Raw genomic sequence first — 13,365 nt, 5'->3', positions numbered from 1 at the left:
CAGACAGTTAATGGTCTCAGTAGGTGTGCGGGTCCTTAATTGCTAATTTGAGCAGTTTTTGCGTAGTTGATATACGGAGTTATTATCGCAGTAAAGGCGATGGCCGTCTCGAACGAATTCGACGAGCTGGTGGAGGGTGGCCAGGAAATTCGCGTCACTGCTGCCGATCGAAACCCGTTCGGCGATCAATGTGTTGCTGCTGACCTCCCAGCCCCGGTTGACCTCGCCGAGCACACACTCATCGGGCACGAACACGTCGTCGATGTAGACGGTGTTGAACATCGCGTTGCCGGTGAGCTCCCGCAACGGCTTGACCGTCACACCTTCACTGCACATATCCAGTAGGAAGTACGTGATGCCGTTGTGCTTCGGGGCGTTGGGGTCGGTTCTGGCCAGCAGCGCGCTCCACTGTGAGTATTGCGCGGCGGTGGTCCAGATCTTCTGGCCGGTGATCCGCCAGCCGCCGTCGGCGCGGTCGCCTTCGTGGTCAGTCCGGCCAGATCCGATCCGGCGCCCGGTTCGGAAAACAGCTGACACCAGATCATCTCGCCACGGAAGGTCGGCGGTAGGAACCGCTGCTTCTGTTCCTCGGTGCCGAACGCAACGATCGACGGGATGATCCACGCGGCGATGCCGACCTGGGGCCGCTTGACCCGGCCGCTGGTGAATTCCTGCGCGATGATGATCTGCTCGACGGGGCTCGACGCCCGGCCCCACGGCTTGGGTACATAGGGCAGTACCCAGCCGCCCTCGGCAAGGGCCACCGTGCGCGGCCCACGCTCCATGGCCTTGAGCGCGGCGACTTCCTGGCGGATTTCCTCCCACAGTTTTTCGGTCTCCGGGTCGAGGTCGATGTTCACCGCGCGCATGCCGATGGTCGTCGCGGTGTTGACCACCTTCTGGGGGTAGTCCGAACGGTGGCCGAAGCAGGCGCACAGCATCAGCGCGCGCCGGTAGTACACATTGGTGTCGTGTTCCCAGGTGAAGCCGATGCCGCCGTGCACCTGGATGCAATCTTGTGTACACCGCTGCGCGGCAGCCGCGGGCGAGCCTCGCGGCAACCGCGCCGCGAATTCCACATCGGAGGCGACGACGTCCCAGTTGTTCTGGCTGGTCTCGTCGAGTGACCGCGCCGCGTTCTCACACCGCCGTGGTGCGTTCGGTGTCGGCGATCATCTCAGCACACTTGTTCTTGATGGCCTGGAATTGACCGATCGGCCGGCCAAACTGCTCGCGGATCTTGGCGTACTCCGCGGGCCGTGTCGGTCGCCCAGCGCGCCACTCCGATCGCCTCGGCCGAGAGCAGCGTCGACATCAGGGCGCACGCTGTGGTCGTGGTCAGCCTGCTTAGCAGTACGTCGTCGCCGACCTCGACCGCCTCAGCCCGCACGTGCGCGATGGGCCGCAGCGGATCATTGCTGCGCACCGGCTCGATCTCGAGCTGGTCGGCGTTGAGCACCACCCATTCGTCACCGCTGTCGATCGCTACCGGGAGCACCAACACCGACGCCTGTGCGGCGGCGGGCACGGCACGGACCTCGCCGCGGATTACCAGCAGGTCACCCTTGCGGGTGGCGGTCAAACCGGAGTCCAGCGCGTAGGCGCTGATGGCCGCGCCCGATGCCAGCTCGGCGAGCACCTTGGCGCTGGGGTCGTGCGTGGCAATCAGCGCACTGGCGATCGCCGACGGGACGAACGGCCCGGGTACGGCACCATAGCCGAACTCGGCCAGCACGATGGCCAGTTTGAGCAGACCGAAGCCCTGCCCGCCGACCGATTCAGGAAGGTGCACACACCCCTGCAGGCCTTGATCGGCCACTGCCTGCCAGTACGGCGGCGGGTTCTCGATGGGTGTTTCCGGTGTCGTTGCCGCTTCTAGAGTCGCGTGGAGCACCTCCGACGGCGCGGACGCGCGCCACCAGAGACCGCACCGAGTCGGCCAGATCTTGATGCTCGGGGTTGATTGCGATCGGCATTGGTCGCCCCTTCCCTTGCTCCCGGGGCTAGTTTCGGCCAAGCACCCCCAATTTAATAACTAGTCGGTTGGGCCACCAGGTTCGCCAGCGGTTCGCCGTCCCGCAGGCGGCGGCAATTGTCGACCGCTTCGATCAAATAGCGCCGCATCGTGTCGACCGTGTACCAGGTGACGCGGGGTGTGAGTACGGCGTTGTCCAGTTCGAACAGTGGGTTGTCGAGCGCTACCGGCTCGTCCTCGAACACGTCGAGACCGGCCGCGGCCAGCGGCCCGTCCCGCAGCGCGGCAACGAGCGCCTCCTCGTTGATGATCGGGCCCCGGGAGGTGTTGATCAGCACCGCGCCGGGTTTCATCACGTCGATCAGATCCCGGTCGAGCAGATGATGCGTCTTGTCCGTCAACGGCAGGTGCAGCGATGACGATGCCGCTGACGGCCAGCAATTCGCGCAGCGGTAACCATCCGGGCCGCCCGTCGTCGGCAGGTGCTGGTTGTGCACGACGGTCGCTCCCATCGCCGTCACGATGTCCTCGACCCGCTTGGCGATGTTGCCGTAGCCGACCAGGCCGACAGTGCAGCCGCCGATGTCGCGAACGGTCTCGCCCAGGTCGGGGTCGAGTGGCCAGCTGCTGGTCGGATTCATGGCGGCGACAGCGGTTTTCGGCTATCTGCGGCGCCGGGTACTGCTGCTCGCGGCGTTCACCTCCGGCGTGCTGCTGATCTGTGGCGCCTGGTTCGACCTGATGACCGACTGACGCCACCGCGGCCTGCGTCGTGGCGGCCAGTTCGGCGACCACCGAGTCGAACACGGCGCCGGCAAATCCGTCCCTTTCGCTGAAGCTTTCGTAGAAGTAGCGGGAGGTCAGGTCACCACCGGCTTTACTGTCGCAACGGTTTCGCGACGAGACGCGGTTGCCCTGGGACGCGGCCATGCGACGATGCTTCGACCGGATGATGGCGGTGCTGGCGGCGGACTCGCGTGCCTACCGCCTGGACTGGCCCGCGGGGACGACGATCTTCGAGCTGGACCGTCCGCAAGTTCTCGACTTCAAGCGCGGGGTGCTCACCGCGCACGGCGACCAACCCTGCGCCGAGCGCCAGGAGATCGCGGTCGACCTGCGTGACGACTGGCCGCAAGCGCTGCGGGACAACGGGTTTGATCCCGCCAAGCCATCCGTGTGGATTGCCGAAGGTCTGCTCATCTATTTGCCGGCCGCGGCTCAGGAGCAGCTCTTCACCGGCATCGACAGTTTGGCCGCTCCCGGTAGCCATGTCGCCGTCGAAGACGGCGCATCGTTGCCGGACGACGCATTCGAGCCGCCCTGGAAGAGGTAACGTGCCGCCGTCGCGCGGGGCGAAAAGCGGTTGTTTTCCAGCTGGTCTACAATGAGCAGCACGCCCCGGCCGCCGAGTGGTTCGGCCGGCACGGGTGGAACGCGGTGGGTACCCCGCTGGCCGATTACTTACGACAGGTCGGGCGACCGGTTTCCGGACCGGGAACCGAGGCGGGGCCGATGGCGGGGCCGATGATTGCCCAACACGTTGGTCAGCGCCTTCCGGGCTTGACCGCTCTCCACCTCGACACCCCACCCAGGCCGCTGGCCCGGGTGGGGAACTTTTCGAGCCGGGTGGCCGACTACTAACTACCTGCTCGCGGCGCCGCCTTTCGCGGAGGCGGTCGCCGCGCCCGTCTCGATCGGTGAGGAGTCGCCGCAGTGACCGCGCCGATGTGGATGGTCAGCTCGTCGCGGGACGGCGGCGGATGGCATCGAATGCGCCCCGACCTATGGGAATGGTGCTCGCCCCGTCGTAACGTCAAGGCCTGGGGCGGGGGTCCCGGTTTCACCGGAGTGACGCAAGGGGACTTCGCCAGGTGCGCACACCTTGCCGCAGCTGGCGACGAACGGCCCAGGGGGGTTGGCGGTCGGAGCCGACGCGGCCCGCGTGGCGTCGACAGCGTCGAGTTTGCTGATGAAAATCATTCTCACTAGGCTCGGGCCGACGAGGCGATGCGGTCAATGTCATAACGGGAGCGGTCAACCGATGATGTTGCAAAAGTCCAGTTCAGGGGCGCCCCTAGGGAGCCCGGACCGGCTCTGTCCAGGGCTCGGGAACCTCGAAAGTTAGCTTACGCAATGCTAACTTAGCAATTAAGTTAGGGGAGACTATCTTCATGGAAAACAGCGGCCGTGGAACGCGCTGACAGTGATGTGGTTGGCGTTCAGCCCGGCACTTCACGGGCGGACACCAGAGTCGACGGCGACGTCGTCAGCCGGTTTGCTATCTGCTGCCGGGCCCTGGGCATCGCGGTCTACCAACGCCGGCGTCCGGCCGATCTGACCGCCGCCCGCTCCGGGTTCACGGCCCTGACCCGCATCGCCCATGACCAATGCGACGCGTGGACGGGTCTCGCGGCCGCCGGGGACGCATCGCCGCGGGTGCTCGAGGCAATCGCGCGCACGGCGGCGACGTCGGGCGTGCTGCAGCGGCAGGTCGATCTGGCGCCCGGCACGTTGGGCTTCCGTTACGACAGCGGTCTCTACCTTCAATTCCGTGCCGCGGTCCCCGACGATTTTCAGCTCGCGTACGCCGCCGCTTTGGCCACGGCCGGACGATTCGCCGACGCGCACGAGATCGTCGCCCACCTCACCGCGCGCTGGCCGAGCTGGCGCGAGGCGCGCTGGATCTCGGTGGTCACCAACTATCGCGCCGAGCGGTGGTCCGACGTCGTCAAGCTGTTGACACCGATCGTGAACGACTCCGACCTCGGCGAAGCCTATGCCCATGCGGCCAAGGTCACCCTGGGTACCGCGCTGGCCCGGCTGGGCATGTTCGCTCCGGCGCTGTCCTATCTCGAAGAACCCGACGGCCCGGTCCAGGTGGCCGCCGTCGACGGCGCACTGGCCAAGGCGCTCGTGCTGCGGGCGCACGTCGACGAGGAGTCGGCGAGCGAGGTCCTGAAGGACTTGTACGCGGCGCATCCCGAGAACCAACAAGTCGAACAGGCCTTGTCCGACACCAGCTTTAGCATTGTGACCACCAATGCTGCCCGCATCGAGGCCCGCACCGATCCGTGGGATCCTGATACCGAACCCAGCGTGGACGATTTAGTCGACCCGGCCGCCCACGAGCGCAAGGCCGCGCTGCTGCACGAGGCCGAACGTCAGCTCACCGGGTTCATAGGCCTCGACGAGGTGAAGAACCAGGTGGCGCGGCTGAAGAGTTCGGTGGCCATGGAATTGGTACGCAAGCAGCGTGGTTTGCAGGTCGCCCAGCGCGCGCACCACTTGGTGTTCGCCGGTCCACCCGGGACCGGTAAGACCACGATTGCGCGTGTGGTCGCCAAAATCTATTGCGGCCTAGGGCTTTTGAAGCGTGAGAACATCCGCGAAGTACACCGCGCCGACCTCATCGGTCAGCACATCGGTGAAACCGAAGCCAAGACCAACGCGATTATCGACAGCGCGCTGGACGGAGTCCTGTTCCTCGACGAGGCCTACGCCCTGGTCGCCACCGGCGCCAAGAACGACTTCGGGCTGGTGGCCATCGACACCCTGCTGGCCCGCATGGAAAACGATCGCGACCGGCTGGTGGTGATTATCGCCGGGTATCGGGCCGACATGGACAAGTTCCTGGACACGAACGAGGGTCTGCGGTCGCGGTTCACCCGCAACATCACCTTCCCGTCCTACACCTCCCATGAATTGGTGGAGATCGCGCACAAGATGGCTGAGCAGCGCGACAGCATTTTCGAGCAGGCCACCCTCGATCACATGGAAGTCCTGTTCCGGAAGCTGGCGGACTCGACGACGCCGGATGCCAATGGGATCGAGCGGCGCAGCCTCGACATCGCGGGTAACGGGCGGTTTGTCCGCAACATCGTCGAGCGTGCCGAGGAAGAGCGCGAGTTCCGGCTGGTTCATTCGGAGCAGGCCGGAACCGGCGCGTTCACTGACGAGGAGCTGATGACGATCACCGACGTAGATGTCAGTAATTCCGTCGAGCCGCTGCTGCGCGGCCTAGGGCTCTCGGTGCCGGCATGAGCGCCAACAATGAGCCGGACGGCGATTGGGCGGGCTCACGGCGTTCGTTTTCCTCCCGCACCCCCGCCAACGACAATCCCGACAAGGTGGTCTACCGGCGCGGCTTCGTCACGCGCCACCAGGTGACCGGGTGGCGCTTTGTGGTGCGCCGCATCGCGTCGGGAATCGCCTTGCACGACACCAGGATGCTGGTCGACCCGCTGCGCGCGCAGTCGCGCGCGGTATTGATGGGCGCGCTGATCCTGATCACCGGGCTGGCGGGCTGTTTCGTGTTCTCCCTGATCCAGCCCAACGGTCAGGCGGGCAGCAATGCGGTGCTCGCCGATCGGGAGACGGCCGCGCTGTACGTCCGGGTGGGTGACGAGCTGCACCCGGTGCTGAACCTCACCTCGGCCCGCCTGATCGTCGGTAAGCCGGTCAATCCCGTCACCGTGAAAAGCGCTGAGCTGGACCGTTTTCCGCGCGGAAATCTGATCGGCATACCGGGAGCACCGGAACGTATGGTGCATAACACATCTCATGACGCGAACTGGACGGTGTGTGATGCGGTGAGCGAAGCCGCCCAAGACTCGCACGCCGTGCACAGCACCGGGGTCACGGTGATCGCCGGGACACCCGACAATAGGGGCGCTCGTGCCGCCGCGATCGCGCCCGGCCAGGCGATGCTGGTCGAGTTCACCGGCGAGGCCGGCCCCAGCACCTGGCTGCTGTGGGAGGGCAAGCGCAGCCGGATCGACCTGGGCAACCAGGCGATCACCACTGCGCTGGGGCTGGGTTCTGACGTGCCGGCCCCGCGGCCCATCGCGGCCGGACTGTTCAACGCGATCCCCGAATCGCCGTCGCTGACCGCGCCGGGCATCCCGAACGCCGGCGCCCCGGCCGGCTATCCGATCCCGGCGCCGATCGGCGGCGTGGTGACCTCCTACGCCGTAGACCCGGGCGGGGTGCGCCACTACGCGGTGTTACCCGATGGGCTGCAACCGATCTCGCCGGTGCTTGCCGCGGTGTTACGCAACACCAACTCCTACGGTCTGGACCAGCCGCCGCGGCTCGCCGCCGACGAGGTGGCCAAGTTGCCGGTCTCGCGCATGCTGGACACCACCCGCTTCCCCGACCACCAGGTCGCCCTCGTCGACGCGGCCAAAAACCCCGTCGCGTGTGCGTACTGGCGCAAGCCTGCCGGGGCCGCCAGCAGCTCGCTGACCCTGCTGGCCGGATCCGCCCTGCCCGTGCCCGACTCGGTGCGCACCGTGAACTTGATCGGTGGCGGCGTCCAGGGCGTCGCCACGCGTGTTGCCCTGGCGCCGGGCACCGGCTACTTCGCGCAGACCGTCGGAGGCGGCGCGACCGCTCCGGGCACCGGCTCGTCGTTCTGGGTCTCCGACACCGGCGTGCGCTACGGCATCGACAACGAGGCCGAAAACCCAGCGACCGGCCGCGGCAAAACCGTTGAGGCCCTTGGTCTTACCCCACCTCCCGTTCCTATTCCCTGGTCGATACTGTCGCTGTTCGCGGCGGGCCCGACACTATCCCGCGCCGACGCGCTGCTTGCGCACGACGGGTTGGCGCCCGACAGCAGGCCCGGTCGTCCGGTGTCGGCCGAAGGAGAACCCCGATGAGTCGACTGATCTTCGAAGCCCGACGGCTGCTGGCGCCGCCCACCACCCGCCAGGGCACCATCACCATCGAGGCCCCGCCCGAGCTCCCGCGGGTGATTCCGCCGTCGTTCCTGCGCCGGGTGATGCCCTATGTGCTGGTGATCCTGATCGTTGGGATGATCGTCGCGCTGGTCGCCACCGGCATGCGGGTGATTTCACCGCAGACGCTGTTCTTCCCGTTCGTGTTGCTGTTGGCGGCAACGGCGCTGTATCGCGGCAACGACAACAAGATGCGCACCGAGGAGGTCGACGCCGAACGCGCCGACTACCTGCGCTACCTGTCGGTGGTCCGGGACAACATCCGGACCCAGGCCGCCGCGCAGCGGGCCGCCGCCCAGTGGTCCCATCCGGAACCGGCGGCGCTGGCGACGGTGCCCGGATCCCGGCGGCAATGGGAACGTGACCCGCACGACCCCGACTTCCTGGTAGTGCGGGCCGGGCGGCATCACGTGCCGCTAGCCACCGCGTTCCGAGTTCAGGACACCGTCGACGAGATCGACCTGGAGCCGGTGTCGCACAGCGCATTACGCAGCCTGCTCGACACCCAGCGCACGGTCCGCGATGTGCCGATCGGAATCGATCTAACCAAGGTCTCGCGGATCACCGTGCTCGGCGAGCCGGGCGACGTGCGCGCGGCGATACGCGCCTGGGTCGCGCAGGCGGTCACCTGGCACGACCCGACCGTGCTGGGCGTGGCGCTGGCCACCCGCGACCTGGAGGGCCGCGAGTGGTCGTGGCTGAAGTGGTTGCCGCACATCGACATTCCCGGCGAGGTGGATGGTGTGGGGCCGGCCCGCTTTCTGGCCACCGACCCGGACGAGCTGGCGGCGCTGCTCGGACCCGTGCTGGCCGACCGGCCCGCCTTCACCGGGCAGCCGGGCGGCGCGCTGCGCCACCTGCTGATCATCGTCGACGACCCCGACTACGACGTGAACGCCTCGGCGCTCGCAGTGGGGCGGGCCGGTGTGACCGTCATTCACCGCGGCGCCACCGCGCCGCACCGGGAACAGTATTCGGATCCCGAAAAGCCGATTTTGCGCATCGCCGACAATGGCGGTGCCATCCAGCGCTGGCAGACCGGCGGCTGGCAGCCCTACGTCGACCACGCCGATTCACTGGCCGCCGACCAAGCCGCCCACCTGGCTCGCCAGCTGTCGCGCTGGGACTCCAGCCCCACCCACACCGGGCTGCGCTCGGCCGCCACCCGGGGCGCCACCTTCACCACGCTGCTGTGCATTCCGGACGCGTCGCAGCTCGACGTGGCGACGCTGTGGGCGCCGCGGCGGCGCGACGAAGAACTGCGGGTGCCCATCGGCGTCACCGTGACCGGCGAGCCGCTTTACTTTGACCTCAAGGACGAGGCCGAGGGCGGGATGGGTCCGCACGGCCTGATGATCGGTATGACCGGATCCGGCAAGTCGCAGACCCTAATGTCGATCCTGTTGTCGCTGTTGACAACCCATCCGGCCGACCGGTTGATCGTCATCTACGCCGACTTCAAGGGTGAGGCCGGGGCGGACAGCTTCCGGGATTTTCCGCAGGTCGTCGCGGTGATCTCGAACATGGCCGAGAAGAAATCGCTGGCCGACCGGTTCGCCGACACGCTGCGCGGCGAGGTGGCTCGGCGCGAGACGCTGCTGCGTGAGGCCGGGCGCCGGGTGCAGGGCAGCGCGTTCAACTCGGTGGTCGAGTACGAGCACGCCATCGAGGCCGGCCACGATCTGCCGCCGATCCCGACGCTGTTCGTGGTCGCCGACGAGTTCACGCTGATGCTGGCCGACTACCCGGAGTACGCGGAGCTGTTCGATTACGTGGCGCGCAAAGGCCGCTCGTTCCGCATCCACATCCTGTTCGCCTCCCAGACGCTGGACGTCGGCAAGATCAAGGACATCGACAAGAACACCTCCTACCGCATCGGGTTGAAGGTGGCCAGTCCCAGCGTTTCGCGCCAGATCATCGGCGTGGACGACGCTTATCACATTGAGGCGGGCAAGGAGCACAAGGGCGTGGGCTTTCTGGTGCCCGCCCCCGGTGCGGCGCCGATCAAGTTCCGCAGCACCTACGTCGACGGCATCTACGAGCCGCCGCAAACCGCGAAAACGCTTGTGGTGCACTCGGCTCCGCAGCCCAAGCTGTTCTCGGCGGGACGGGTGGAGCCCGATCAGGGCACGGTGATCACCGGTGCGGACGAGGCAGAGTTCACCGGGACGCCGCGCAAGCTGATCGCGACTATCGGGGGGCAACTGGCCCGGTACGGCCCGCGGGCACCGCAGCTGTGGCTGCCCCCGCTGGACGAGCCGATCCCGCTGACCACGGTGCTCGAGCACGCCGGAGTCCCGGATCGGCAATGGCGCTGGCCACTCGGCGAGATCGACAAGCCGTTCGAGATGCGCCGTGATCCGCTGTTGTTCGACGCCACCTCGGCGTCGGGCAACATGGTCATCCACGGTGGCGCCAAGTCAGGAAAATCGTCTGCGCTGCAGACGTTTATCCTGTCCGCCGCCAGCCTGCACTCGCCGCGCGACGTCACCTTCTACTGCCTGGATTATGGCGGTGGACAGTTGCGCTCCCTGGCGGACCTGGCGCATCTGGGCAGTGTCGCGTCACCGCTGGAACCGGAGCGCATCCGCCGCACCTTCGGTGAGCTGGAGCAGCTGCTGATCGCTCGGCGGCGCCACGAGGCGTTCCGGGAAAAGCACGGTGCCCCCCATGACGATGGTTTCGGTGAGGTGTTCCTGGTCATCGACAACCTCTACGCGTTCGCCCGGGACAACACCGACCAGTTCAACACGCGTAACCCGTTGCTGGCCAAGGTGACTGAGCTCGTCAACGTCGGCCTTGCGTATGGCATCCACGTCATCATCACCACCCCGAGCTGGCTGGAGGTGCCGCTGGCGATGCGCGACGGGCTCGGGCTGCGGCTCGAGCTCAAACTGCACGACGCGCGGGACAGCAATGTACGGGTGGTAGGGGCGCTGCGCCGTCCCGCCGAGGCGGTCCCAGCCGACCAGCCGGGCCGCGGTCTGACCATGGCGGCCGAGCACTTCCTGTTCGCCGAACCCGAACTGGGGCAGGTGTCGGCGATCAACGCCCGGTACCCAGATATGGTCGCCCCGCCGGTGCGGCTGCTGCCGACCAACCTGGCACCCGAGGTGCTCGCGCCGCTGTATCGGGGGCCCGAGAAGATCGTCATCGGTCAACGTGAAGAAGACCTGGCGCCGGTCGTGCTCGACTTCGCCGAGAACCCGCTGCTGATGGTCCTCGGTGACGCCAAGGCCGGCAAAACCACGTTGCTGCGTCACATCATTCGCACCGTTCGTGAGAACTCCGCCGCGGACCAGGTGGCCTTCACGGTGCTGGACCGCAGGCTGCATCTGGTCGAGGAGCCGCTGTTCCCGGACAACGAGTACACCGCCAACATCGACCGGGTGATTCCCGCAGTGCTGGGCTTGTCCAACATCATCGCCGCGCGGCGCCCGCCGGCCGGGTTGTCGGCGGCGGAGTTGGCCCGGTGGAGCTTCGAGGGCCACACCCACTACCTGATCATCGACGACGTCGACCAGATTCCGGATACGCCGGCGATGAGTGGTCCATACGTCGGGCAGCGGCCGTGGAGCAGCCTCATCCCGGAGCTCAGCCAGGCCGCCGACCTGGGTCTGCGGGTGATAGTCACGGCGCGGGCCACCGGATCGGGTCACGCGCTGATGACTAGTCCGTTGCTCCGGCGTTTCAACGACCTGCAGGCCACCACGCTGATGCTGGCCGGCAATCCACAGGACAGCGGCAAGATCCGGGGGCAACGGTTCGGCCGACTGCCCGCCGGGCGGGGAATTCTGTTGGGAGACAGCGAAAGTCCAACATATGTGCAGTTGGTCAACCCATTGGTGAGTGAACGGGCAACAACAGGACCGCAGAAGGAGAGGTTATGACGTTGCGAGTAGTTCCCGAAGGCCTGGCGGCGACGAGCGCGGCAGTCGAGGCGCTGACCGCACGCTTGGCGAGCGCGCACGCGGCCGCCGCGCCGGCGATCACCGCGGTGGTGCCGCCGGCGGCTGACCCGGTGTCGTTGACAACGGCCGCTGGGTTCAGCGCCCAGGGCCAGATGCACTCGGTGGTGGCCGCCGAGGGCGTGGCGGAACTGGGCCGCGCCGGTGTCGGCGTGGGCGAAGGCGGGGCAAGTTATCTGGCGGGAGACGCCGCGGCGGCCGCCACCTACGGAGCGGCGGGCGCCTGAGCATGACCGCACCTGTCTGGATGGCATCTCCACCGGATGTGCATTCGGCGCTGCTGTCGGTGGGTCCGGGGCCGGGGCAGCTGTTGGCGGCCGCCGGCGCGTGGAACGCGCTGAGCGCCAAATACGCCAATGCGGCAGCCGAACTCAGCGGGCTGCTCGGGCAGGTTCAGGCGGGCGCTACCGGCGGATGTGCCGGTGGTGCCGGCTCCGGTCGCCGAGGGAACGTCGATGCCTACCGTGGTGGCCATGGCCTCGACCGCGGCGGCTCCGGCGGCGCCGGCCTCGGCACCATTCCCGGCAGCCAGCGCGCCCGCAGCTCCGGCACCCGCGCCAGTGGCTGGAGCATTCGGCTACGCGGTGGCCATGGGCGCCGACCCCGAAACCAGTTTCGGCCCGACCATGACCGGCCGTGGCGGGGCCAAGGCACCACCGCGGTGGTGTCGGGCCGGGCGGCCGCGGCGCGCCCACGGCGACGGGCCGCGATGCGTGACCACGCCGATGAGTTTGCGGACATGAACGTCGACGTCAATCCCGACTGGGGTGGTGGGGCCGACGAAGAGCGGGAGCTGGCCGTCGCGATGGTCTCCGGCAGCGCTGCTGGACGCCTGGGCATCGCTGGCACCGCGCGCCGGGAACGGGATCTGCGGGCGTCGGGTCTGACCAAACTGGCCGACGACGACTTCGGCAGCGGCCCGCGGATGCCGATGGTCCCTGGCACCTGGGATCACAACGGCGATGGCGCAGCGGATCTCGACCAAGCGAAGAGAGGGGCCCCGAAAGTTAACCAGATCGATCGCCGAAATCGTATGCAGCACAAGAGAAAGGAAGTGTCATGAGTCTTCTGGATGCACACATCCCGCAGTTGGTGGCCTCGCAGTCGGCGTTCAGCGCCAAGGCAGCGTTGATGCGCAGCACCATCAGCGCGGCCGAGCAGGAAGCGATGGCCGCCCAGGCCTTCCACCAGGGTGAGTCCTCCGCGGCGTTCCAGGCCGCGCACGCCCGGTTCGTGGAGATGGCGGCGCGGGTCAACACCCTGCTGGACATCGCGCAGGCCAACCTCGGCGACGCCGCGGGCACCTATGTGGCCGCCGACGCCGCCGCCGCGTCCGGCTACACGTCTTTCTGACCCAAATTCGCAACCGCGAAAGGACTTGTGATGTCGCAAATCATGTACAACTACCCGGCGATGCTGGGCCACGCCGCCGACATGTCCGGCTTTGCCGGCACCATGCAGGGGCTAGGCGCCGACATCGCCACCGAGCAGGCCGCACTGCAGAACGCCTGGCAGGGCGACACCGGTATGACCTACCAGGTTTGGCAGGCACAGTGGAACCAGGCCATGGAAGCGTTAGTACAATCCTACCAGACGATGGCCAGCACCCACGAGAGCAACACGCTGGCCATGTATGCCCGTGACACGGCCGAGGCCGCTAAGTGGGGCGGTTAATCCTTCCTCG

8 protein-coding genes and 4 pseudogenes are annotated in these 13,365 nt (G+C 67.2%); 9 read left to right on the top strand and 3 right to left on the bottom strand.

The annotated features are described in order from the left end of the window. Positions 1 to 105: 105 nt before the first annotated feature. The 3 genes and pseudogenes from FQ389_RS05080 to FQ389_RS19075 form a co-directional block, all read right to left on the bottom strand. Positions 106 to 1,976 (bottom strand): annotated as a pseudogene (locus FQ389_RS05080) (acyl-CoA dehydrogenase); the annotation flags it as partial. Positions 1,977 to 2,028: 52 nt separating this feature from the next. Continuing rightward, entirely contained in the window at positions 2,029 to 2,616 is a 588-nt protein-coding gene (locus FQ389_RS05075; protein WP_144206243.1) for a 2-hydroxyacid dehydrogenase, read from the bottom strand. 106 nt (positions 2,617 to 2,722) lie between these two features. After that, positions 2,723 to 2,839: pseudogene (locus FQ389_RS19075) on the bottom strand (TetR/AcrR family transcriptional regulator); the annotation flags it as partial. A gap of 82 nt (positions 2,840 to 2,921) precedes the next feature. Here FQ389_RS19075 and FQ389_RS22100 point away from each other — a divergent pair. The 9 genes and pseudogenes from FQ389_RS22100 to FQ389_RS05030 all read left to right on the top strand — a co-directional run. Continuing rightward, a pseudogene (locus FQ389_RS22100) lies at positions 2,922 to 3,273 on the top strand (SAM-dependent methyltransferase); the annotation flags it as partial. A gap of 889 nt (positions 3,274 to 4,162) precedes the next feature. After that, entirely contained in the window at positions 4,163 to 6,016 is a 1,854-nt protein-coding gene (eccA, locus tag FQ389_RS05060; RefSeq protein ID WP_144206242.1) for a type VII secretion AAA-ATPase EccA, read from the top strand. Beyond that, a complete protein-coding gene (gene eccB, locus FQ389_RS05055; protein WP_144206241.1) occupies positions 6,013 to 7,635 on the top strand; it encodes a type VII secretion protein EccB in 1,623 nt (540 codons plus the stop codon). The genes eccA and eccB overlap by 4 nt, the downstream gene beginning before the upstream one ends. Next, positions 7,632 to 11,603, top strand: coding sequence for a type VII secretion protein EccCa (eccCa, locus tag FQ389_RS05050; protein WP_144206240.1), 3,972 nt, complete (start codon positions 7,632 to 7,634; stop codon positions 11,601 to 11,603). Before eccB ends, eccCa begins: the two co-directional genes overlap by 4 nt. After that, positions 11,600 to 11,908, top strand: a complete 309-nt coding sequence (locus tag FQ389_RS05045; protein WP_144206239.1) for a PE family protein — start codon at positions 11,600 to 11,602, stop codon at positions 11,906 to 11,908. Before eccCa ends, FQ389_RS05045 begins: the two co-directional genes overlap by 4 nt. A gap of 2 nt (positions 11,909 to 11,910) precedes the next feature. Then, positions 11,911 to 12,096, top strand: a pseudogene (locus FQ389_RS22095) (PPE domain-containing protein); the annotation flags it as partial. Between the two features lie 294 nt (positions 12,097 to 12,390). Continuing rightward, the gene (locus FQ389_RS22090) at positions 12,391 to 12,744 is read left to right on the top strand and encodes a PPW family C-terminal domain-containing PPE protein (RefSeq protein ID WP_407662763.1); all 354 of its coding nucleotides are present in this window, start codon (positions 12,391 to 12,393) and stop codon (positions 12,742 to 12,744) included. Continuing rightward, positions 12,741 to 13,034 (top strand): type VII secretion system protein EsxG, encoded by a 294-nt coding sequence (gene esxG, locus FQ389_RS05035; RefSeq protein ID WP_044509502.1) that lies wholly within the window; start codon positions 12,741 to 12,743, stop codon positions 13,032 to 13,034. The genes FQ389_RS22090 and esxG overlap by 4 nt, the downstream gene beginning before the upstream one ends. 30 nt (positions 13,035 to 13,064) lie before the next feature. Then, positions 13,065 to 13,355: a WXG100 family type VII secretion target gene (locus FQ389_RS05030; protein ID WP_144206238.1), complete on the top strand. Its 291-nt coding sequence runs from the start codon at positions 13,065 to 13,067 to the stop codon at positions 13,353 to 13,355. Positions 13,356 to 13,365 lie beyond the last annotated feature (10 nt).

This window comes from Mycobacterium tilburgii, assembly GCF_902168065.1.
GTDB classification, from domain to species: domain Bacteria; phylum Actinomycetota; class Actinomycetes; order Mycobacteriales; family Mycobacteriaceae; genus Mycobacterium; species Mycobacterium tilburgii.
Note: the sequence above shows the minus strand (reverse complement) of the source record. Positions and strands in the feature narration are given on the sequence as shown.

Bases quoted from the DNA above. Each gene is read 5' to 3' on its own strand.
- FQ389_RS05075 (WP_144206243.1), bottom strand. From the start codon at position 2,616: ATGAATCCGACCAGCAGCTGGCCACTCGACCCCGACCTGGGCGAGACC.
- eccB (WP_144206241.1), top strand. From the start codon at position 6,013: ATGAGCGCCAACAATGAGCCGGACGGCGATTGGGCGGGCTCACGGCGT.
- eccCa (WP_144206240.1), top strand. From the start codon at position 7,632: ATGAGTCGACTGATCTTCGAAGCCCGACGGCTGCTGGCGCCGCCCACC.
- FQ389_RS05045 (WP_144206239.1), top strand. From the start codon at position 11,600: ATGACGTTGCGAGTAGTTCCCGAAGGCCTGGCGGCGACGAGCGCGGCA.
- FQ389_RS22090 (WP_407662763.1), top strand. From the start codon at position 12,391: ATGCGTGACCACGCCGATGAGTTTGCGGACATGAACGTCGACGTCAAT.
- esxG (WP_044509502.1), top strand. From the start codon at position 12,741: ATGAGTCTTCTGGATGCACACATCCCGCAGTTGGTGGCCTCGCAGTCG.
- FQ389_RS05030 (WP_144206238.1), top strand. From the start codon at position 13,065: ATGTCGCAAATCATGTACAACTACCCGGCGATGCTGGGCCACGCCGCC.